Origin of the sequence: Lentzea sp. JNUCC 0626 (genome assembly GCF_043632865.1) — a bacterium.
Taxonomy (GTDB): Bacteria; Actinomycetota; Actinomycetes; order Mycobacteriales; family Pseudonocardiaceae; genus Lentzea.
The window spans coordinates 5,678,858-5,700,083 of the sequence record NZ_CP171635.1 but is presented as its reverse complement, the minus strand read 5'-3'; the positions used below and the strand labels follow the sequence as shown (position 1 = coordinate 5,700,083).

The window sequence follows — 21,226 nt, the reverse complement described above, 5'->3', positions numbered from 1 at the left end:
GGCGATCACCGTGTGTCGAGGTTATCGGCGTTAATTTGTGTCCCAAAGTAGTTGGAAACAAATGTTTCAGATTTGTTTGAGCCTCTGAGCTGCGACTGAAGAAAAACTTCCACTTTCGAGTGAACCGGCGACCGTGGTGCATCGAATCCCTCGATGTACAGGTGCTGATTCGTCGAGAGGGGGTGATTACATGAAGTCGACATGCTCCAGAGTGATTCGGCGGACACTCGGTGTGGCCGGATTCCTGATCGGATTCGGTCTCCTGTCCGCAGGAGTGGCGAGTGCCGACGAGGGTGACTCACCCGGCCTGCTGGGCGGGGTCGCCGACCTCGTCGCACCGGTCACCGACGTGGTCTCGCCCGTCACCGAGGCGGTCTCGCCCGTCACCGACGCGCTCGTGCCGGTGGCTGACGCGGTCGCGCCGGTCACCCGGACCGTCACCGCGGTGGCGGACCCGGTGGTGAAGCCGGTGCTGAAGGCAGCCGAACCGGTCACCGGTCCGGTGCTGGCACCGCTCGCACCGACCGTGGACACAGCCGTGCGGGCCCTGGGCCCGGTGGCGGAGCCACTGCACCCCGTCACGGCGCCGCTGCTCGCTCCCGTGGTGAACACGGTGCAGGACGTGCCGGTCGTGGCTCGCGCCGCGCAGCCGTTGGTGACGACACCTTCCGCTCCGGCGGAGGAGGTCATGCCACCGGTCGCCGTGCCTGCCGTCCCGGACGTTCCGCAGGTGCCGGTCGAGGTGCGGGAGGTTCGTTCTCCGGCAACGCCCGATCGGGTCGCGGTGGGGGCAACCCCGCAGCGGCAACAGATCTCCGCACCTGACGTGGCGCCCCCCGTTGAGGCGCCGCAGAAGCAGTCGCCTGACGTGCCGTTCGCGCTACTTCCCGGCACGACGGGATCGGCGTCCTCCAACGGATCGGCGGGCGCGACTGTCTCGGATCTCCCTGCGACACAAGGGGTTCATCCGGACGGCGAGTCGCCCGTGGTGATCGCGGATCACCAGGTCCACGGGTCGTGGTGCTACTACTACGGCCGAAGTCATCCCAGTTGATCAGTCCTGGCAACCAAGCAGACCAGATCACCAAGCTTGATTGACAGGAAGAAGATCAGCAATGCACAGCTATGTGAAACGCGGCCTCTTGGCCGCGGCGTTCTCGGGAGGCTTCCTCCTGGCCGGAACGGCGATGGCGAGCGCTGACACGGGCGGCAACGGCCTGCTCGGTGGCGTCGGCGACGTCGTGCACTCGGTGGTGAACGGTGGCAACGGCGGCAACTCGGGCAACGGCGGCAACGCCTCCAGTTCGAACAACGCCACGTCCGGCAACTCGGGCAACTCCGGGAACTCGGGCAACACCGGCGGCAACAGCGCGACGAACCTCTGCGTGCTGGCCGAGTGCCACACCAACGTGAGCTCGGGCAACTCCGGGAACACGGGCGCCACGGGCTCGACCGGTGACGCGTCCAACCACAGCAACACGGTGGGCGGGAACTCCGGTGCGGCGGGCAACGGCGGCGACGCCACTGCCGCGGGCCGTGCGCAGAACGCGAATGCCAACGCCGGCAACGGCGGTGACTCGGGCAACGGCGGCAACGCCACCAGCTCGAACAACGCCACCTCCGGCAACTCCGGTAACTCGGGCAACTCGGGTGACACCGGCGGCAACAGCGCCTACGGGCTCTGCGTGCTGGCCGAGTGCCACACCAACGTCAGCTCGGGCGACTCCGGTGACACCGGTGCCACGGGTTCGACCGGTGACGCGTCCAACCACAGCAACACCGTGGGTGGAAACTCCGGTCCCGCCGGTGACGGCGGCGACGCCAAGGCCGTGAGCAAGGACCAGAAGTGGGGCCACCACAACAAGAACAACGGCTCCACCGAGGCCACCGCCGGCAACGGCGGCAACTCGGGCAACGGCGGCAACGCCACCAGCTCGAACTCCGCCACGACCGGTAACTCGGGCAACTCCGGGAACTCGGGCGACACCGGCGGCAACAAGGCCGTCGTGCGCACCATCGGTTCGGACAAGGGCCACGGCAAGTCCTGGAACGGCACCAAGTCCTGGACCACCGTCACGTCCGGCGACTCGGGCGACACGGGTGCCACCGGCTCGACCGGTGACGCGTGGAACCACAGCGCCACCTTGGGCGGCAACTCCGGCCCGGCCGGTGACGGCGGCAACGCGTGGGCGATGACCGAGCAGGGCAAGAAGTCCTGGAACCACGGCAAGTGGAGCAAGCACAGCAACAACGGCTCCACCGAGGCCACCGCGGGCAACGGCGGCAACTCGGGCAACGGCGGCAACGCCACCAGCTCGAACAACGCCACGACCGGCAACTCGGGCAACTCCGGGAACTCCGGCGACACCGGCGGCAACTCGGCCGTGGTGAAGACCGAGAACAAGAAGTGGAACGACCACCGCGGCGACAAGGGCCACGGCTGGAAGCACCACAACTGGAAGCACAAGGGCTGGAAGCACGACTGGAAGAACCACGGCACCAAGTCCTGGACCGAGGTCACCTCGGGCAACTCCGGTGACACCGGCGCCACTGGTCCGACCGGCGACGCGTCCAACCACAGCAACACGGTCGGTGGCCACTCCGGTCCGGCGGGCGATGGCGGCGACGCCATGGCCTGGACCCACGGGAAGAAGCACTCCGTGAAGGCGTGACCATCAGGTGATCACAAAGCGGGGCCGGTGCGAGCCGGTCCCGCTTTTTCGCGCTCTCAGAACGGTTTCAGCGCCGGGGGAACGTCGAGGACAGGGCGATCGCGCCGGCCGCGTCCCGCACCACGAAGCCCGCCGCGTCCGCGCGCAGCACCGAGCTGTTCAGGTTGCAGTGCATGAGGTTCTCGCCGGTACCGACGAACGACCCCGCGGACACCTCCTCGCCGCCGGAGCCGGTGACGGTGACCCGGTACGTCTGCCCGGCGGCGAACCCCCGGCCGTCGAGTTTGATCTCGACACCCCACGTGTGCGGGACGAGCGACGCCTCCGCGCTCACCCCGGGAGCCTGCTGGACGAGCGCGACCGGTTCGAGTGGCACGGCCGGGCGCAGGAACCACCAGGTCGTTCCCGCCGCGATCACCACGGCTGCGGCGGCCGTGAGCAGCAGAGCCGGACGCCTCCGACTGGCTCCGACCCTGCGCACCACCAGTTCTTCCAGATGCGCAGGTACGGAGACGTCGTCGGGATTCACTCCGGCCAACGCGCGTGCCACGGGGGAGAGTTCGGCGACCGTGCGCTGACAGTCCGCGCAGTGGTCGAGGTGGTCCACGACCGCCGTGAGTTCGTGGCCGGAGAGCTGGTTGAGCACGTAGGCGCCGAGCAGTTCGGTGCGTCGCTCGTGCACGGAGTCGGTCACGGCCGCACCCCCATCTCCTCCAACGCCAGCCGCAACGCCTTCAGGCCGAAGAAGACCCGGCTGCGCAACGTCACCTGCGAGACGCCCACCTCGGCCGCCACGTCCCGGTAGGACCGGCCGCGCAGGTAAGTCTCCACGAGGGCCACGCGGTGGCTGTCGCTGATCCTGAGCAGCGCCTGCTCCACGAGGTGCTGGTCGAGCACCGCGTCAGCGTGATCGGAGACGTTCCCCGGCTGGTCCGCCGCTGCCGCGTAGAGCCGCCGGTGGTGCCGGGCACGCGCCCGAGCCTCGTCGACGACGACGTTGCGGGCGATGGCGAACAGCCACACGCGCAGACTCGCGAGGTCCGGGTCGAAGCGGTCGGCGGACCGCCAGGCCCGCAGGAACACCTCCTGCACGGCCTCCTCGGCCGCCGGTCCGTCGCCGAGCTGCCGCAGGGCGAAGCGGTAGAGCTCAGGACCGTGCGCGGCGTAGACCTCCCGCAGGTCCAGGTCCGCTCTCCTGCCGATGATCGCCATGAGCTCCCCGTCGACGCGCCTGAAAGCCAGTTCGTCACCGGGTGCGGCGCGGATGGGTCTGATTTGTTCGGTTCGTGCTTCAACGCCGGGAGGAGTCGCGTCGTACACACCTGTGTTCCGCGTTCACAGGCTCTGGGAGAAACCATGCGCATCGCTCGCACGACCGCCATCGCCGCAGCCGCAGCCCTGCTCGCCGGCGTCCTCGGCGCCGCCCCCGCCTCGGCGTCCGGTGACCAGCTCCGCGTCCACCTGCTCACCGGCGACGGCGTGCTGAGCACCCGGACCTGGTCCTCGCCGCTGTTCGCCCAGCACCGCGTCCGCGTCACCGGGCTGGCCAAGCACGACCGGCTCGCGGGCATCGACGTGCGCCCGGCCACCGGTGTCCTCTACGCGATCGGCCGCTCCGGCCAGCTCTACACCGTCGACACCCGCACCGGCCGCGCCACCGCCGTCGGCACCCCGCTCGCCCTCACCGGCACCGCGATCGGGTTCGACTTCAACCCGACCGTCGACCGCATCCGCCTGGTCACCTCGACCGGCCAGAACCTGCGCCTGGTCCCCGACACCGGCGCCCTCGCCGCGACGGACGGCCCCCTCGCCTACGCACCGGGCGACCGCGCGGCGGGCACCACCCCCAGGGTGTCCGGGGCCGGCTACACCAACAGCGTCGCCGGTGCCACGTCCACCACGCTCTACGACCTCGACAGCGCCAAGGACACGCTCGTCACGCAGGGCACCGCGGTCGGCGTCACCCCGGTCGTCTCGCCGAACACCGGCCAGCTCTTCACCGTCGGCAAGCTCGGCGTCGACGTCGACAAGACCAACGGCTTCGACATCGCCACCGTCAACGGCCGGCACCACGCCCTCGCCGCCGTGAGCCCCGCACTGAACCTGCTCGGAGGCTCGATCCTGGTGAAGATCAACCTGGAGACCGGCCGCGCCTCGGTCGTCGGCCTCGCGGGCGGCGACGTCGTCGGCGTGGCGTTCGCGAAGTGACCGTCAGGGCCGCTGACGCTCCGGCGTCAGCGGCCCGCGAAGGCTTGCCGCAGGAACTCGAGAATCGCGAAGCGCGCGGTCTGCGCGGGGATCGAACCCCAGACCAGGTCGAAGCAGTGGTCTGCCCGCTTGAGCGCCACGAGCGTGGGCAACTCCGGCGCCACCATGTACGGCGTGATCGTCTCCAACGGCACCCACTGGTCCTGCACGCCGGTGACGACGCAGATACGTGCCGGTGCGGATTCGAGATGGGCGGCAGGAGAGCTCCACTCCCAACGCGACGCCACCTCCTGCGGCGCACCACCGAGGAAGTCCACCAACGGCGACACCTCCCGATCGACCGGCGTGATCCGCCTGCGGCGCAACACGTCGTAGAGCGACAGCAGGTCCACCGGCCCGTAAACCGACACCACCGCGCACGGCCGTTCGTCGAGGCTCGCCGCGAGCAACGCCAGGTGCCCACCCGCGGACGAACCGAACAACGCGATCCGCTGAGGGTCGACGCCGAGCTCGGCGGAGTGCTCCTCGACCCAGCGCACCGCGTCGATCACGTCGAACGGCGCCACGTCCCACCGCCCCGGCGGAGCCAGCCGATAACTGATGCAGACGGCCCGATACCCGTTGTCCGCCAACCAGTTCGCATACGCGCGCAGCTGCCGCCAGTTACCGCCCGCCCAGCCACCACCGTGCACCAGCACGACCGCGGGCCCCGTGCCGGCGCGGTCCGCGGGATGCCAGACACCGAGCGGCAGACGAGCCCCGTCGCGGGAGATGAGCTCACGAGTCTCAGGCGCCCGCGCCCGAAGGAACCCGGTGAGGTCCAAGAACGCCGCGACCAACGAGGGGCGGGCACCCATCGCCAGCGCCTGCCCCCACTGCGCCCCGGCAACGCAAACCTGCGCGCCGGCGACGACAGCGGCGACGACCGCGAAGACCAGGTCCCCCTGGAACGCGGCTACCACCGCCAACACGATCGCCAACAGCGCCAACGGAGGCGCCAGGCTCAGCGTGAGAGCACGAACCACCCACAACGCCGGCGCGGGTGACGGCAGCAGTGACACGGCCGCGATCACCGCGATCAGCACGATGCCGGTCTGATACACGCTGATCGGCCTCCCGATGGACTCCAGCGCTCAAGCCGCGCCGCGCACACCGGTGATTCGGCGTCTTCCGCGCCGCGGATTGGTTTGACCGCGAAAGGCGACCGCAGCCGTCAGGGGCGCGCCCACCGCCCGAAAAGCAGAGAAGCAGGTAGAGACGAATCTCTACCTGCTTCTCTGGAGTACGCCGCCAGGGACTCGAACCCCGGACCCGCTGATTAAGAGTCAGCTGCTCTAACCAACTGAGCTAGCGGCGCTTGTTTGTGTGCCGGAGCCTTGCTCGTTCCGACGTGAAGAACGTTAGCACGGGGGTTCCACAGAGTTTTCGCGGGGGTCACCTGCCGGACGCCGCGACCCCCGTGTGCAGGAGCCACTGGGCCGCTGTGTAGGTCGGCATGACGCCTGCCGACGCGACCCGCGCCGCGCGTCCTTTGAGGACGAACCGGCTTGCGCCGAGCAGGGCGTCGGAGACCGCGAACAGTGCTGCACCACCGAGAACGCGCCGGGCGCCGGTGCCTCGGGCGGTGGAGGCGGCGGCCACCATCGTGCCCAACGTCAACGCGTAGAGGCCCACCGGCTTGCCGAGCGGGCCCGCTGCCCGGGCGAACACGACCGCGCCGACGGACGAGGCCGCGACGATCGGGAGGACTGCCTTGCGGGTTCCTGGGGTGGAACGGCGGGCGAGGGCAGCGGTGTAGCCGAGGTGGGCGGCCAGGAAGCTGAAGAGTCCTGTCCGGAATGCCCGGTCCGTGTCGCCCAGCAGGGCTATGTCGCCTGCCCAGGAGCCGGCCAGGCCCACGGCCATGCCCGCGTCTCGGGGAGGGGTGGCCAGGGCGAGGGCGGGCATCAGTGCGGTCTTCGTCACAGGACGGACGTTGCCGCGACGCACGGTTGCCGCGATCGAGTCCACGATCGCGGCAACCGCGTACACCTGGTTCTTCATGGAGCACCTCTCGCCATTGAGGTGCTCAGACTAGTGCCGCGTCAGCCGACCTCCGCCGCGTCTTCGATGCTCAGCAGGCCGCCACGATGCGACCGTCTGATCACCGAATACGGGGCAAAGGCCGACTGACGCGGCACTGGAAGTCTCAGCTCAAGGTCACCGCAGTGTCGTCGATCACGAACGACGTCTGGAGCGACGCGTCCTCGACGCCGGTGAACTTCAGCGCGACGGTCTGGCCGGCGAACGACGAGAGGTCGACCGTCTTCAGGGCGTAGCCCGCGGCCGCGTTGGTGTTGGAGAGCGTGGACAGCGTGGTGGTTCCGGCCGTCACGGTCAGCTTGTCGTAGACGGTGCTGCCGGTCTCACGGGTGTCGATGTGGACGTAGAAGGTCAGGGATGCCTTGCAGCCCGCGGGGATCGTCACCGACTGGGAGAGCGAGTCGGTGTGCGAGGAGCCGTAGCCGTTGAGCCACGACGACCACGTGCCGGTGCGGGCGGGTTGGCCGTCGGCGCTGTGCTGGCCGATGACGCCCGAGGTGGCGGTCCAGGAGGCGGTGCCGGATTCGAAGCCCGGGTTCAGCAGCTTCTGGCCCGAGCAGTTGCCGCCGGTGGAGCCGACGGTCCAGGAGAACGACGCGGTGCCGGTCTTGCCGGCGCTGTCGGTGGCCGTCACGGTGACGTTCGAGGTGGCGGCGGTGGTCGGGGTGCCGGAGATGGTGCTGCCGTTCACCGCGAGGCCGGCGGGCAGGCCCGTGGCCGAGAAGGTGTACGGGGCGGTGCCGCCGCTGGCCGACAGCGGGAGGCTGACCGCGGTGCCGACGGCCGTGGACTGGTTGCCCGGGTTGCTGACGGTCACGGTGCCGGTGGCGTTGCACGTCGGGTCGGCGGACTGGGCGGGCACGCTGATGGCGTCCCAGGCGGCCTTGACCGTGTTGAACTCCGCGCAGCTGCCGGGGTAGAGGTTCTTGGCGGCGGTGAGGGTCCAGGTGCGGTACTTCAGGTAGGAGCTGCTGGAGGTCTTGAGCAGCATGGCGTTGTAGAAGATCTTGATGGCCTTCTCGACGCCCAGGCCCGTGACGGACGTGTTGTTGCACGTCGTGCTGGTCGGCTGGCCGTTGGTCGGGTTGGTGCCCTGCGAGAGCAGGTAGAACCAGTGGTTGCCGGGGCCGGCGGCCGCGTGCACCTCGGTGTTCGGGATGGAGCTCGAGTAGCAGTTCGCGTGGTTCAGCGCGGACGGGTTGTACATGTTGCGGATCGGGCCGCGGCCAACCAGGTTGATCGTCTCGCCGACCAGGAAGTCCGGCGTGTCGTAGGGGGACGGCTCGTTCGCGAACCACTCGGTGGTGGCGCCGAAGACGTCCGCGACGAACTCCTGGGTGCCCGCGCCGGAGATGCCGCCGGGCGTGTGGTCGTCGATGCCGTGGCCGAGTTCGTGGGCGACGACGTCGATCGAGCCGATCCACTGGCCCGCGCTGTTGTGCCCGATCTGGACCTGGCTGCCGTCGTAGTAGGCGTTCTGGTCGTTCAGGCCGACCCGCATCGGCCAGCCGCCGCCGTTGCCGTCGAAACCGTTGCGCCCCAGCCACTGCGAGAGCATCTTGGCTTCGGCCTGGGCGGCGAACAGCACGTCGACGCAGCCGGTCTCGCGGTTGGTCTGGGTGCCGTTGCCCCACGTGTCGGTGGTCTTGGTGAACGTCGTGTTGTTCGCCGCGTCCTGGCAGCTCACGTTGGTGAGCGTCGGGTCCTTGAGCGAGTAGTTCGAACCGGAGTGCGTGGTGGCGATGGTGACGGGGTTCGGGCCGTTCCAGCCGCTGGTGCCGGTGCCGTGCATGACGCGTTCCTGCTTGCGCAGCACCTTGCCGCTCAGCGCGTCCACGACGACGTCGAGCTTGCTCGGGCCCTCCGCGTCCCGGCCGGTCACGGTGACCTTCCAGGCCAGCGCCGGTGCGGCGTCGAGGGCGTAGACGACCTGCTCGGCCGCGCCCACGCCGTCCACAGTGGACATCGTGGTGCGGGCGGTGGCCTCGGCCTGCGCCTTGCTGACGGAAGCCTTGGTCGCGGGCAGGTTGATGGTGGCGTTCTGGCTGACGGAGGTCTGGAGGACCTGGCCGGTGGAGTTCGTGACGACGACGAAGTCGCCGCCCACCACCGGCATTCCCTTGTAAGTCCGGTCGTACGGCACGTACTTCAGGCCGTTGGTGGACGAGATGACGCCGTGCCGCACGAACGCGTCGTCCGCGCCGGCGTGCAGTTCGGCCGGGCGGTTCGCGACGAGGCTCGCGGCCGCGTCGACGGCCAGCGCCTCGGCGGACGGAACGGGCTGGGCGGAGGCGGGGCTGCCGAGCGGGCTGAGCACGGCGGCGACGAGTGAACCCGCAGCGGCCAGCACGAGAGAACGTCTCGCTTGCATTTTTCTCCTCGTTGCAGGGCGAACAGACCCGGCCCTCGGTTGCAGGGGGAGCCGGGTGTCCGTCGAGGTGAATGTTCAGTCAGGGCAACGAAAGGATGAGTCGCAGCGAGATCGTTAACAAGGACTAACTTATTCACACAAATCATTCGTGCGCATTTGTGGGACTTGCGTCCGTGCATTCCTTTGTCAGGCTTGATGGTCGGTTTGCCCGGAGAAGTTCCCGTTGAGCCGTGCGCGATAGGTGGCGCGTTTGCCGGAGTCCGGCAGCAGGGCGCGGTCGTCGCGGACGAGCCGGCGCACGGCGTTGAGGACGGGCTCCGGGGTGAGAGCCGAAAGCGTTGCCAGCGCGCCGACGTAGCGCGGGACCGCGATCTCGGCCCTGCGGTGCGCCACCGAACCGATCACCGCACGAGCGATCTCCTCCGGCGTCACCTTGGGGATCGGCTTCATGTCGAGCCCGGACGCCAGCGCGGTGTCGACGGCCGACGGCAGCACCGCACTCACGCTGACACCGCGCCGGGCGTACTCGCGGCGGGTGGCGGCGGTCAGCCCGACGACGGCGAACTTGCTGGCGTTGTACATCGCGAGGCCCGGCACCGGGAACTTCCCCGCCAGCGAGGCGATGTTGACCACGTGCCCGCAGCCCCGCGCGAGCATTCCCGGCAACGCCAGCCGCAGGCCGTGCACGACCCCGAACAGGTTGACCTCGACGGTGGCCCAGCCGACGCGGTCGTCGAGGTCGAGGAACCCGCCGTTGGGCATGATGCCCGCGTTGTTGACGAGCACGTCGACCTCGCCCGCCGCGTCCAGGAACGCCTTGAACGACACCAGGTCCGTGACGTCGAGCGGGTGCGCGACCGCTCCGATGGACGCCGCCGTCCGCCGTGCCTGGTCCAGGTCGAGGTCACCGATCACGACGCGGGCGCCCCTGGCCGCGAACGCCGTGGCGGTGGCGCGGCCGATGCCCTGCGCGCCACCGGTGACGGCCACGGTCGCACCGCGCAGGTCGATCGCCGGGTAGCGGGTCATGAGAGGACTCCTCGGGCAGCGGTGATCGTGGCGGGCAGACGGCGGTGGTCCATGAAGTTGAAGCCCATCGCGGCGAGCGCGGCCTGGTCGGGTTCGACGCGGATCACCCGAGTGCCTGCCACCGTCCTGAGTTCGCGGTCGAGCCCGCGGGTCATCCGGCGCCGCAGCACCCGTTCCAGCCGCGTGAGTCCGCGGGCCGGAACGGGGTCGCGGCTCGTCATCGGTGCCACGACGACGAGTTCGTCCAGTTCGAGCGGAGCGACCAGGTCGGCGGAGACGGACGAGACGGTGCCGCCGTCCACGAACCGGCGTCCGGCCAGGGAGACCGGCGGGAACCAGCCGGGGATCGCCCACGAGGCCGCGATCGCCTCTCCGAGCGGAACCCTCGGCGCACCAGGGGAACCGAACGCGACGCGCTCACCGGTCCGGGCGTCCGCGGCGACGATCCAGGTGGCGGGGTGCTCGACCCAGCCGTTCGGACCGGCGAGCCGCGCCCCGAACTCGCGCAGCCAGGTGGCGTCACCGCCCCCTTCCGGCAGCAGTCCGGCGAGCCGTCCCAACGGATCGAGGTCGCGGCGGCCGAGCAACCCCAGCGCCGGCCACCGCAGACGGGGCAACGGTGGCCGGATGCCGGGACCGGGGGAGCCGAGCGCGTGCACGACGTCGGTGACTGAACGCCCGGAACCCAGCAGTGCCACCATCTCCGCCCCCGCCGAGGTGCCCACGAGCACCGAGGCCGTCCGGGCGTCCCAGCTCAGGTCCTGTTCCACGGCCTGCAACGCGATGGCCGTCCACGCGAACCCGAGCGTGCCACCGCAGCCGATCGCGAGACCGCGCCGGGTCATGCCGGGGTCGCCGTGCGCACAGGGGTGAAGTCGTAGTCCGACAACGGGAAGCAGCCCGCCGCCCGGTGCGCGCTCACGGTCGAGGTCGGCCGCAGCAGCGTCGCCTCGCCGTGCTGGTTGAAGTAGTAGCTGTGGGCCGTGGCGCACTGGCCGAGCGAGAACACGGTGTTCTGCGTGACCTTCGACCGCATCCGGTCGAGGAACTCGTCGTTCGCGCGTTGTGTGACCTCGAAAACGGACGAACCACGCGAACGCATCCCCGTGATCAGGCGGCGGATGTGCGTCATCTGGCACTCGATCGTCGTGAAGTACGACAGACCGCTGTAGGAGTACGGGCTGTTGAGCGACAGGTAGTTCGGGAACCCCGGCACCGTCACGCCCTCGTAGGCCTGGAAGCGGTTCTGTCGCCACCACGCGCCGAGGTCCCTGCCGTCGCGGCCGATCACCTCGAACGCCGGGAAGTTGGTGTCCCACAGGTTGAAGCCGGTGGCCAGCACGAGCACGTCGACATCGGTTCGACCACCGGAAGTCACCAGGCCGCGCGCGTCGATCCGTTCCACGCCATCGGTTTCCAGGCGCACGTGCGGCCGGGTGAACGTGCGGAAGTAGTCGTTCGAGAACGTCGGGCGCTTGCAGCCGAACGAGTAGTCGGGCGTGAGCTTGCGACGCAGCAACGGATCCCGGACCTGCCGGTGCAGATGCCGGAGACACCACCGCTCGGCCAGCCGGTTCACCACCCGCAGCTGCTTGTAGCGGACGACCCCGGAGATCATCATCAGCTCCAGGACCGCGTTGCCGATCCACCGCACGGCCCGTTGCGCGAACGGCAGCCGTGCGAACAACGTGCGCACGGCAGGAGGAATCGGGTAGTCCGGCTTCGGGCTCACCCAGATCGGCGTGCGCTGGAAGACCGTCAACTCCGACGCCTGGCGTGCCAGTTCGGGGATCAGCTGCACCGCGGTCGCGCCGGTGCCGATGATCGCCACCCGCTTGCCGGTCAGGTCGACGGGCTCCCACGCCGCCGTGTGCACCACTCGACCCTCAAACGACGAAACGCCGGGGATGTCCGGCATCTTCGGCATCGACAGAAACCCCGTCGCCGTCACCAGGTACCGCGCGGTGAACACCGACTCCCCGGCGACGACCTCCCAGTGGTCTCCGCGCCAGTGCGCCGAAGTCACCGTCACCCCGAACCGCATCGACGGCCGCAGCCCGTACTTCACCGCCACGTGCTCGGCGTACCGCTTGAGTTCGGAACCCGGCGCGAACAGCCGTGACCAGTGTGGATTCGGCTCGAACGAGTACGAGTAGGTCGCGGACGGGATGTCGACGGCGAGTCCCGGGTAGCGGTTCACGTGCCACGTGCCGCCGAGGTCGTCCTCCCGCTCCAGGATCAGCAGGTCGTCGAACCCGAGCCGCCTGAGCTCGATCGCCGCGCCCATGCCGCCGAACCCCGCGCCGACGATCACCGCGTCGTGCATCGCTGCCTCCCGAACCCTGAAACGGAATCGCGTGTCAGTTTCGGAACCGTATGTCAGTTCGCCGCATGATCACAAGAGCGCGCAGGTCATAGACTCGGAGCCATGACGTCCAGTGCCGAGCCCGTCAGCCGCGCCGAGCGCAAGAAGCAGGAGTTGCGCCGCGAGATCATCGACGCGGCCTTCGACTGCTTCGCGGACCGCGGCTACCACGCCACGGGCATCGCCGACGTGGCCGCGCGGCTCGGCATCGGGCACGGCACCTTCTACCGCTACTTCCAGAACAAGCGGGACATCGTCGACCACGTGGTGGACGACCTGGTCGGCCGCGTCACCGGCGCCCTCACCGCCGAGAACGCCCCGGACGCCGTGTCGACGCTGGCCGAGTATCGCGAGCAGTCGGCGCGCATCGGCGAGTCGCTCGGCAAGATCTTCGGCGAGGACCCGAGGGTGCCGCGCCTGCTGCTGTTCGAGGCGCCCGGCATCGACCGCGCGATGGCCGAACGCATCCTCGACCTGTTCGACCTGGCCGCCTCGCTCACGGCCGCGTACCTCACGCACGGCGTGGAGCTCGGCTACCTGCGCGCGGACCTCGACGTCGACAACACCTCGCGGGCCATCAACGGCATGATCCTCGGCACCGCGATCTCGTCGCTGCGCACGCCGGATGCCCAGGCGGCGCAGAGCGAAGCGCTCAGAAGGGTCATGTACGACGGCATCGCCGCGCGTTAGGCCGTGTCCCGAAAGTTCGTTCGGTGACAGGCGCGGGCGAGAGACCCGGAGACGGTGCCGCCGCGGTGCCCTCATACCGGGCGTATTCGGGTATCGCGGCGGCACCGTCTCCGGGGCCCTCGCCCGCTACTGTCGCCCGACGAACTTTCGGGACACGGCCTGGCCCAGCCAGGTCCGCGCGGCCACGACCAGGGCGTCCATCCCGGTGGTGAGCGTCGGTTCGAGGTCCGGCGCGTACTCGGGGGCGTGGTTCATCGCGACGGGCTGACCGGGTTCGCGCTTGCTGAAGTCCGTGCCGCCGAGGAACCAGAACACCGTCGGCACGCCCGCCGCCGCACCGAACACGCCGACGTCCTCGCTCGCGTTCACCACCGCGCCGGGGATCAGGTTGTTCTTGCCGAAGTGCTCGGCGAACGCGGCCATCGTCCTCGTGGTGGCGTCCGGATCGGACACCAGCACGGGAGTGCCGTCGTACCAGTCGAACTCGGGCTCGCGCGGCGCACCGGACGCGGCGGCCTCGGCCCGCACGATCCGTTCCACGGCGGCCTTCACGATGCCGCGGACGTGCTCGTTGAACGACCGGATGTTCACGCCGATCTCGGCCGTGTCCGGGATGACGTTCTCCTTGGTGCCCGCCTGGAGTCGCCCGACCGTGACGACGGCCCGTTCGGACGGCGCGATCTCGCGGGACACGATGCCCTGCAGCCGCACCACGCAATGCGCCGCCATCAGCACCGGATCGATCGCCGTCTCGGGCGCCGAACCGTGACCGCCGCGCCCGTGCAGCGTCACCCGCACCGAGTCGGAGGCCGCCATCACCGGTCCGCTGCCGTGCGCGATCATCCCGGCGGGCAACGGGCTGACGTGCTGTGCCAACACGACTTCCGGCGTGCCGAACCGGTCGAACAGCCCCGCGTCGACCATCGCCCGCGCGCCCTGACCGAGCTCCTCGGCGGGCTGGAACACCACGAGCAGCGTTCCCGACCACTCGTCACGGGTGGTAGCCAGCCGTTCGGCCGCCCCGATCAGGCAGGTGGCGTGCATGTCGTGGCCGCACGCGTGCGCGACTGGCACGTCCGCACCGTCCGAAGTGGTCGCACGGACAGTTGAGGCGTAAGGAAGTCCGGTCGCCTCCAGCACGGGCAACGCGTCGATGTCCGCGCGCAGCATGACCGTCGGGCCCTCGCCGTTGCGCAGCACGCCGACCACGCCCGTGCCGGCGATCTCGGTCGTGACCTCGTACCCCAACGGCCGCAGGGCATCCGCGAGCACTCCGGCCGTGCGGAACTCCTGCCACGACAACTCGGGGTGTGCGTGCAGGTCGCGGTAGAGCGCGTGCAGGTCGGGCACGGGGCTTCCCTCCTCAGTCCTGCTTCTGCGCCTCGTCGGCGAGCAACGCCAACGTGCGCAGCAGTGTCTCCCGGTCGGCCGGGGCCAGCCGCGCGAGCAGGCGTTCCTCGCCGCGCTGGATCTCGGCCTGGACCTCGCCGTGCCGGCGGCGCCCCTCGGCGGTGATGCTCACGAGCCGGGCCCGCCGGTCCGCCGGATCGCGCGTGCGTTCCAGCAGGCCCTCGTTCTCCAGTTCGTCCAGCACGCTGATGATCCGGCTCTTGTCGGCGCCGATGACCTCGGCGAGCGCGACCTGGGTGCGCACCGGCTGGCCTTCGAGCGCGTCCAGCACGACGTAGCCCCACATGCTCAGGGCGTGCGCGCGCAGCACCGGCTGCTCGGCGGCGACCAGCGCGCGTTGCAGCGGCGCGATCATCGCCGCGAGGTCACGTCGCCGGCCGTCCACAGTGCGCATGATAGCGACCTTGCGCAGATCGTATGCGCATGCTTATCGTAAGCACATGCTTATCAATGACCTGCTCAAGCTCCACCGCACCGCCGTGGAGACCAGCGTCGAGCTCGTGTCCAAGGCGTCCGCCGACGACCTGGGCAACCGCACCCCGTGTGCCGAGTGGACACTCGCCGACCTGCTCGCCCACATGACCACGCAGCACCGCGGTTTCGCTGCTGCGGCAAGGGGAAACGGCAACGACCTCACGGTCTGGGAAGTCAGGCCCGCGACCGTGGCCGAGCACGTCGAGGCGGCGGCGGACCTGCTCGCGGCGTTCGCGGAACCCGAAGTGCCGCAACGGGTGTTCGACCTGCCGGAGTTCGGCGCGAGCTTCCCGGCGCTCCAGGCCGTCGGGTTCCACTTCATCGACTACGTCGTGCACGGCTGGGACGTCGCGCGCTCGCTCGGCCTCGACTACCGGCTGGCCCCGGAACTGGCCGAGCCCGCGCTGCGCATCGCCCTGTCGGTGCCGGACGCCGGCCGCGGAGAGCCGGGCGCACCGTTCGCGCCCGCCGTGACCTCGAACGACGACGACCCGCTGCATCGGATCCTGGCCGCGCTGGGGCGTGCGCCGGAGTGGTCCTGACCAGGACAGGGCCTAGCCGACGATCAGCCGGAACCCCGCGTCCCACGCGTCGAGTTCCAGCAGGTCGGCGTGATCGGCGTGCCATCGGCCGCTGCACAGGTCCTCGCGCAGCCGGCCGATGCCGCGGTCGACGACCTGGGGATCCGTCTGCGCCAACGCGGAACACGCCGCGCGCACCCGTGGATCGAGGTAGGCCTCCGGGCGGCGCCAGTGAGCCGGGAACACGCCGTCGGTGAAGTCCCACGGCACCGGCAGCGGCGTCACGCTCACCGCGCCCAGTTCGTGAGCGATGTCGTCGGCGGACGGCCGAGTCCGTTCCAGGTCGGCGATCTCCGGCACGTACTCGCGCACGAACCAGAAGTCCGCGTGCAGGCTCGTGTCGTAGGCGAGGACCACCCGCACCGGCGCGATCCGGCGCAGTTCGGCGAGGCCGCCACGCCAGTCCGTCCAGTGGTGGACGGTCAGCACGGCCAGGGCGGCGTCGACCGCGTTGTCCTTGAGCGGCAACGACTCCGCGACCGCTCGCACGGCGGGGCACGCGTCCGGCGGCCGTTGCCTGATCATCTCTCCGGACGGTTCGACCGCGATGATCGTGCGGCCTTCCGGTTCGTACGACCCGGTGCCCGCGCCGATGTCGGCGATCGTCTCCGCCGTGCCCAAAGCCCTGAGGATTTCGGACATCCAGCGCGGATCGGTCCGGCGGCCCAGTGCGTACCCGGTGCCGATCTCGTCGTAAAGCGCTCGTTCCATCGGTGCCCCCAGAAGATCCTTGGCAGGATGCGGTGATGCGCATCAAATTCCAGGTTGTCACGTTCGACGCCGCAGATCTCGGTGCGGAGAGTCACTTCTGGGCCGGGGTGCTGGGCGGCACGGTCGAGGAGGACGGCGACTGGCACATGGTGATGGTCGGCGGCGAACCGAGGATCGGCGTGCAGCACGCGCCCGACCACACCCCGCCGACGTGGCCGGACGGGCCGGTCAAGCAGCAGATCCACTTCGACCTGTGGGTCGAGAACTTCGCCGAGGCGCACGAGCAGGTCATGGCGCTGGGCGCGACAGTGCTCAAGCCCGCTCGCGGAAACGAGTCCGGCGACGACTTCCAGGTGTACGCGGACCCGGCCGGTCACCCGTTCTGCCTGTGCTGGCTCGTCGCGGAACAGAACTGAGCAGAGCTGGGGAAACGGCCGATGCCCGGCGGGACGGCGTCCGCCGGGCATCGGCCGCGCAGGGGTGGTTACGGAGTGACCTTGGCGTTCGTCAGGCCCTTCACCGCACCGGTCGCGGTGTTGGAGGCGTAGACGACGTTCGGCTGCGCCGTGCACTTCGACACCGAGGTGATGTTGATCGCGTACTGACCGACACCACCGAGGTCGGAACGGTTGTTGCGCCAGACGTTGCCGCAGCCGTTGGGCAGGCTCGGCGTGGTGCTGGTGTTGTGCGTCTCGTAGCCGTTGGCGAACGTGCCGGGGCTGCGGAACGTGCCGGTGTTGTCCTCGATCAGGTAGTTGATGCCCTTCACGTCGACCCAGGAGTCGGCCGAGTTCTGGCCGGTGATCCCGGTGCCGTTGAAGGTGTTGCCCCGGATGATGCCGTCGTAGGTGCCTTCCTTGACGTCGATCGCCTCGGCCGCGACGTTCGGGCCGATCCGGTTGTTCAGCACCTGGATCCGGTCGCTGCGGTCGATGCCGCCGCTGTTGCCGTGGCAGGCCCAGTTGGAGTTCGCGGAACCGAGGTACACGCCCTCGCCGTAGCCGGGCTGCACGAGACCGGTGTCGGTGATGGTCGAGTTGCGGATCACGCTGTCACCCGACGAACGCCGGAAGTGGACCGCTTCCTCGTCGAGGTGGTGCACCGACACGGAGTCGATCGTGGTGTGGTGCGAGTTGTCGAGCACGATGCCCTTCTTCGACTCCTGCACGGTGAACCCGGTGAGGTTCCAGTACGGGGAGTTGAAGAGCCACAGGCCGTAACCCGAGTCCCAGCCCGCGGTGGGCGCGGGGCAGGACGGGGCCTCGCCGGTCGGGCCGTCGTTGATCAGCACGGCGTTCGCCGGGCCGCTCAACGTGATCGGCTGCGACGACGTGCCCGCCTTGCCGTTGGCGAGGAACGAACCGCGATATGTGCCCGCCGCGAGCTTGATCGTCTGACCCGCCTGGGCACCGGCCAGCGCGGACTGGAGTTCCGCCGCCGTGGAGACGTTGACGGTGGTGCCGCCGCCGCTGCCCGGGCTGGTGGTGGCGTTCACGGCCGTGCTCGCCGCCGACTTGTTGCCCGCCGCGTCGGTGGCGCGTACCGAGAACGAGTACGCGGTCGCGGGGGAGAGGCCGGTGACCGTGGCCGACGTGCCGGTGACGGTCGCGGCGACCGCGCCGCCCTGCAGCACCTCGTACCCGGTGACGCCGACGTTGTCCGTGGAGGCGGTCCAGGCGAGTGACACCGAGCCCGACGTCACGCCGGTCGACCTCAGTCCGGAAGGGACGGTCGGGGCCTGCGTGTCCGCCGGGGGGTTGCCGCCACCACCGCACGACGCACCGTTGACCGTGCAGTTCGTCGGGAGGCTGCCGCCCGCCGCGTTGAAGCCGAACTTCGCTGACGCGCCCGGTTTGATGCTGCCGTTGAAGCTCGCGTTCGTGAACTTGTGGTGCTGACCCGTCGAGGTCCTGACCGAACTCCAGGAACTGGAGATCGTCGTACCGGACGGGAGGTCGAACTCGAGCGTCCAGCCCGTGCTGGCGGTGTCACCGGTGTTGGTGATCGTGACGTCCGCGCCGTAGCCGCTGTTCCACACCGAGGTCTGCGTGATCGTCGCCTTCAGCACGGCCGCGGCCTGTGCCGGTGCGGCGCTCAGCAATGCCGCTGCTGTCGCGGCGATCGCGCCCAGCGTGAGTGCTCTCATGCCGCGCATCAGTTGCCTCCGCAGGAGTTGCCGTTGACGGTGCAGCCGGTCGGGAGACCGGAGCCCGAGGCGTTGAAGCCGAACTTCGCCGTGGCGCCCGCCTTGATGGAGCCGTTGAAGCTCGCGTTGGTGAACTTGTAGTGCTGGCCCGAGTTCGTCCGGACCGAGCTCCACGAGCTGCTGACCTTCGTGCCCGACGGCAGGTCGAACTCGACCGTCCAGCCGTTCGTCGCGGTGGCGCAGGCGTTGGTCAGCGTGACGTCGGCGCCGTAGCCGCCGTTCCACACCGAGGTCTGGGTGACCTTCGCGGTGAGGCACGACCCCGTCGGCGGGTTGGTCGTCGTCGTGGTCGTAGTGGTGGTGGTCGTGGTGGTCGTCGTCGTGCTGGTGGTCGTGGACGTCGTGGTGTTGGTCGGCGGGGTGCCGTTGACCGAGTTCAGGAACAGCGACGCCCGCGAGTCGGTCTTGGTGGCGTCGATGCCGTGGCCGTTGGTGAAGTCGCGCTGCTCGTTCGACGCCCAGTCGGTGATCGGCGTGCCGTTGACGTCCAGGTGCTGGTAGGCCGTGCCGTTCCAGCCGAACTGGTAGATGCGCGACCGGTCTGCGTAGTAGTCGTTGAACGGGCCACCGGTCGCGGTCTGCTTGGTCATCTGGTTGTTGAAGAAGACGTTGCGGGGACCGGACGCGCCGGACCACTTCACGGCCTTCTTGCCCGCACCCCACCAGATCGGGAACCAGTTGGAGTTGTCGGGACCGCCGCCGCCCTCCTCACCGCAGTTGGCGCGGCAGTTGGCCGAGCGGTGCGCGTACGGGACGCGGACGGTGTTGAGCTCGAAGAGGTTGTTGCGCTCCCAGCCGCCGTGCAGGTTGAGGTCGGAGTCGAAGTCGTTGCCGATCACGACGTTGCCCGAGGCGGACCACTGGAACGTGAAGTGGCGCAGGTTGCGCGACGTGTTGCCGGCGTACAGCGAGTCCCACACGCGGGAGCCGCGGAAGTAACCGTTGCCGCCCTTGCCCTTGTTCCACGAACCGTCGAGCTCGTTGTTCACGATCTGGAGGTTCTTGGCCTCCTCGGTGACGATCGGGTGCGACCCGGTCATGTCGGCGCGGATGCCCTTGACCCACGAGTTGGCGGCCCACTTGAAGACGATGCCGTGCATCTCGGCGGCGGGCGCCATGTTGCCGTAGTTGTTGATCGAGTCGGCCTGGTTGAGGCCCGGCATCGCCTGCGTGAAGCCGAAGTCCTCGAAGCCGACGCCGACGACGGGGTCGACCAGCGGCGAGACCTTCGAGTCGTACGGGGCACCGGCGATCGGCGCCGAGCCGTCCGAGACGGAGGTGACCGGGACGTCGAACTCGAGCGGCTTGTCGAGCGTGACCGTGTTGCCGGAGACGGCCGTGACCGTGAAGATCTGCTGCCGCATGTGCATGTTCAGCATCGGCCACTCGGTGCCGGTCGCCTGCTGCTGCTCGTAGAACTTGACCGAGTTGGCCGCGCGGACGTTCACGAACTCGCCGACCTTGATCTTGCCGGCGGACGCGACGGCGATCGTGCGGTCACCGATCTTCGCGGCCGTGGCGACCTTCGCGCCGACCTTCCAGTGCACGTTCACGGTGCCCTCGAAGATGTCCTTGCGGTTCTCCGGCGCCGCCGCGTAGTCGCTCGCGTAGCTCGGGTCGACCCCGCGCGACTGCACCCGGAACAGGCCGCGGCCCGGCCACAGCCAGCCGCCCTTGCCCGCGCCGGAGACCATGCCGTCCTCGTCCCAGTCGGACCCGTCCGGCGTGAGGGCGTCGTAGAGCGTGTTCGCGTCCGGCCGGTACGTGATCTTCGTGGCGTCCTTGCCGGCACCGCGGACGATCAGGTAGTCGGCGTCCACGTGCAGCTCGCGCGACACGGCCAGCTCACCGGCCGGCAGCGTGATCAGGCTGAGTTTGGTGTAGCTCGCGGACGGCGAGCAGGTGGTCCTGATCGAGTCGATGGCCGCCTGCAGACCGGCGGAGTCGTCCGCGCCGTCGTTCGGCCGCACGTTGAACTGGCTCGCCAGCTCCGCGGCGGTGATCTGACAGGCCGCGCTGGGGTTGACGTCACCCGCGCCGGGCAGGTTCTGACCACCCCGGTAACCGGCCTTGCTCCAGTCGTAGAGCCCGCTGACCGCGGCCCGCCGGTTGCCCGACGACGTGTCGAGGTTGGTGAGCGCACCGGCACCGGGAGCCGCGCCGGCCGCGTTGACCAGCACGACGATGCCCGCCGCGGCGAGTGTGCCCACGACACCGAGCACGGCTGCTCGTCGTAAGCCTGGATTTCGGGACACACATGCCTCCATGAACTGGTCGACGACGGATGCGTGTGTGGCGGCTCACACTGCGGGGTGGAATTGTTAATAATGAACAGAGTGCTGGTCAATACCTGTGTCCAAATTCGTGAAAAACGTTCGAGGATGTGAAAAGTCAGATATGTGAATTAGGGAAGTGGCATCGTTTGCA

19 protein-coding genes and 1 tRNA gene are annotated in these 21,226 nt (G+C 69.4%); 6 read left to right on the top strand and 14 right to left on the bottom strand.

Annotated features, from left to right (window positions below; all coding sequences use genetic code 11):
• Positions 1 to 232 precede the first annotated feature (232 nt).
• Both JNUCC0626_RS25605 and JNUCC0626_RS25600 read left to right on the top strand, forming a co-directional pair.
• Positions 233 to 1,054 carry a hypothetical protein gene (locus JNUCC0626_RS25605; RefSeq protein WP_394613310.1) on the top strand — a complete coding sequence of 274 codons (822 nt, stop codon included), beginning with the start codon at positions 233 to 235 and terminating at the stop codon, positions 1,052 to 1,054.
• Between the two features lie 61 nt (positions 1,055 to 1,115).
• The gene (locus JNUCC0626_RS25600) at positions 1,116 to 2,672 is read left to right on the top strand and encodes a hypothetical protein (protein ID WP_394613309.1); all 1,557 of its coding nucleotides are present in this window, start codon (positions 1,116 to 1,118) and stop codon (positions 2,670 to 2,672) included.
• 67 nt (positions 2,673 to 2,739) lie between these two features.
• Here JNUCC0626_RS25600 and JNUCC0626_RS25595 read toward each other — a convergent pair whose 3' ends face one another.
• Complete coding sequence (locus JNUCC0626_RS25595) at positions 2,740 to 3,366, bottom strand: anti-sigma factor family protein (protein WP_394613308.1); 627 nt, start codon at positions 3,364 to 3,366, stop codon at positions 2,740 to 2,742.
• Positions 3,363 to 3,884 (bottom strand): sigma-70 family RNA polymerase sigma factor, encoded by a 522-nt coding sequence (locus tag JNUCC0626_RS25590; RefSeq protein ID WP_394613306.1) that lies wholly within the window; start codon positions 3,882 to 3,884, stop codon positions 3,363 to 3,365. The genes JNUCC0626_RS25595 and JNUCC0626_RS25590 overlap by 4 nt, the downstream gene beginning before the upstream one ends.
• A gap of 144 nt (positions 3,885 to 4,028) precedes the next feature.
• Here JNUCC0626_RS25590 and JNUCC0626_RS25585 point away from each other — a divergent pair, with 144 nt between their 5' ends.
• Positions 4,029 to 4,880 (top strand): DUF4394 domain-containing protein, encoded by an 852-nt coding sequence (locus tag JNUCC0626_RS25585; protein ID WP_394613305.1) that lies wholly within the window; start codon positions 4,029 to 4,031, stop codon positions 4,878 to 4,880.
• A gap of 26 nt (positions 4,881 to 4,906) precedes the next feature.
• On the opposite strand, the gene JNUCC0626_RS25580 is transcribed toward JNUCC0626_RS25585, so the two are convergent.
• The 7 genes from JNUCC0626_RS25580 to JNUCC0626_RS25550 all read right to left on the bottom strand — a co-directional run bounded on the left by JNUCC0626_RS25580 (position 4,907) and on the right by JNUCC0626_RS25550 (position 12,688).
• Positions 4,907 to 5,983: an alpha/beta hydrolase gene (locus tag JNUCC0626_RS25580; protein WP_394613304.1), complete on the bottom strand. Its 1,077-nt coding sequence runs from the start codon at positions 5,981 to 5,983 to the stop codon at positions 4,907 to 4,909.
• A gap of 180 nt (positions 5,984 to 6,163) precedes the next feature.
• Positions 6,164 to 6,237 (bottom strand) — tRNA-Lys (locus tag JNUCC0626_RS25575).
• A 77-nt stretch (positions 6,238 to 6,314) separates the two neighbouring features.
• Positions 6,315 to 6,923, bottom strand: coding sequence for a lysoplasmalogenase (locus JNUCC0626_RS25570; RefSeq protein ID WP_394613303.1), 609 nt, complete (start codon positions 6,921 to 6,923; stop codon positions 6,315 to 6,317).
• 145 nt (positions 6,924 to 7,068) lie between these two features.
• Complete coding sequence (locus JNUCC0626_RS25565) at positions 7,069 to 9,333, bottom strand: M4 family metallopeptidase (RefSeq protein WP_394613302.1); 2,265 nt, start codon at positions 9,331 to 9,333, stop codon at positions 7,069 to 7,071.
• Between the two features lie 186 nt (positions 9,334 to 9,519).
• Complete coding sequence (locus JNUCC0626_RS25560; RefSeq protein ID WP_394613301.1) at positions 9,520 to 10,362, bottom strand: SDR family oxidoreductase; 843 nt, start codon at positions 10,360 to 10,362, stop codon at positions 9,520 to 9,522.
• Positions 10,359 to 11,207: a patatin-like phospholipase family protein gene (locus JNUCC0626_RS25555; protein ID WP_394613300.1), complete on the bottom strand. Its 849-nt coding sequence runs from the start codon at positions 11,205 to 11,207 to the stop codon at positions 10,359 to 10,361. The genes JNUCC0626_RS25560 and JNUCC0626_RS25555 overlap by 4 nt, the downstream gene beginning before the upstream one ends.
• Entirely contained in the window at positions 11,204 to 12,688 is a 1,485-nt protein-coding gene (locus tag JNUCC0626_RS25550) for a flavin-containing monooxygenase (protein WP_394613299.1), read from the bottom strand. Before JNUCC0626_RS25550 ends, JNUCC0626_RS25555 begins: the two co-directional genes overlap by 4 nt.
• A 102-nt stretch (positions 12,689 to 12,790) precedes the next feature.
• Between JNUCC0626_RS25550 and JNUCC0626_RS25545 the strand changes: the two genes are divergently transcribed.
• Positions 12,791 to 13,417, top strand: a complete 627-nt coding sequence (locus tag JNUCC0626_RS25545) for a TetR/AcrR family transcriptional regulator (RefSeq protein ID WP_394613298.1) — start codon at positions 12,791 to 12,793, stop codon at positions 13,415 to 13,417.
• A gap of 126 nt (positions 13,418 to 13,543) precedes the next feature.
• On the opposite strand, the gene JNUCC0626_RS25540 is transcribed toward JNUCC0626_RS25545, so the two are convergent.
• Both JNUCC0626_RS25540 and JNUCC0626_RS25535 read right to left on the bottom strand, forming a co-directional pair.
• Positions 13,544 to 14,767 carry an amidohydrolase gene (locus tag JNUCC0626_RS25540; protein ID WP_394613297.1) on the bottom strand — a complete coding sequence of 408 codons (1,224 nt, stop codon included), beginning with the start codon at positions 14,765 to 14,767 and terminating at the stop codon, positions 13,544 to 13,546.
• Positions 14,768 to 14,780: 13 nt separating this feature from the next.
• Positions 14,781 to 15,221, bottom strand: coding sequence for a MarR family winged helix-turn-helix transcriptional regulator (locus JNUCC0626_RS25535; protein WP_394613296.1), 441 nt, complete (start codon positions 15,219 to 15,221; stop codon positions 14,781 to 14,783).
• Between the two features lie 46 nt (positions 15,222 to 15,267).
• On the opposite strand from JNUCC0626_RS25535, the gene JNUCC0626_RS25530 reads away from it, so the two are divergent.
• The gene (locus JNUCC0626_RS25530; RefSeq protein ID WP_394613295.1) at positions 15,268 to 15,843 is read left to right on the top strand and encodes a TIGR03086 family metal-binding protein; all 576 of its coding nucleotides are present in this window, start codon (positions 15,268 to 15,270) and stop codon (positions 15,841 to 15,843) included.
• Between the two features lie 12 nt (positions 15,844 to 15,855).
• Here the strand turns inward: JNUCC0626_RS25530 and JNUCC0626_RS25525 are convergent, their stop codons facing one another.
• On the bottom strand, positions 15,856 to 16,524 hold the full coding sequence (locus JNUCC0626_RS25525; RefSeq protein ID WP_394622095.1) for a class I SAM-dependent methyltransferase: 669 nt from the start codon (positions 16,522 to 16,524) through the stop codon (positions 15,856 to 15,858).
• A 104-nt stretch (positions 16,525 to 16,628) separates the two neighbouring features.
• On the opposite strand from JNUCC0626_RS25525, the gene JNUCC0626_RS25520 reads away from it, so the two are divergent.
• On the top strand, positions 16,629 to 17,009 hold the full coding sequence (locus tag JNUCC0626_RS25520) for a VOC family protein (protein WP_394613294.1): 381 nt from the start codon (positions 16,629 to 16,631) through the stop codon (positions 17,007 to 17,009).
• Positions 17,010 to 17,077: 68 nt separating this feature from the next.
• Here the strand turns inward: JNUCC0626_RS25520 and JNUCC0626_RS25515 are convergent, their stop codons facing one another.
• Both JNUCC0626_RS25515 and JNUCC0626_RS25510 read right to left on the bottom strand, forming a co-directional pair.
• Positions 17,078 to 18,748, bottom strand: a complete 1,671-nt coding sequence (locus tag JNUCC0626_RS25515; protein WP_394613293.1) for a cellulose binding domain-containing protein — start codon at positions 18,746 to 18,748, stop codon at positions 17,078 to 17,080.
• A complete protein-coding gene (locus tag JNUCC0626_RS25510; protein WP_394613292.1) occupies positions 18,748 to 21,021 on the bottom strand; it encodes a cellulose binding domain-containing protein in 2,274 nt (757 codons plus the stop codon). The genes JNUCC0626_RS25515 and JNUCC0626_RS25510 overlap by 1 nt, the downstream gene beginning before the upstream one ends.
• Positions 21,022 to 21,226: the final 205 nt, after the last annotated feature.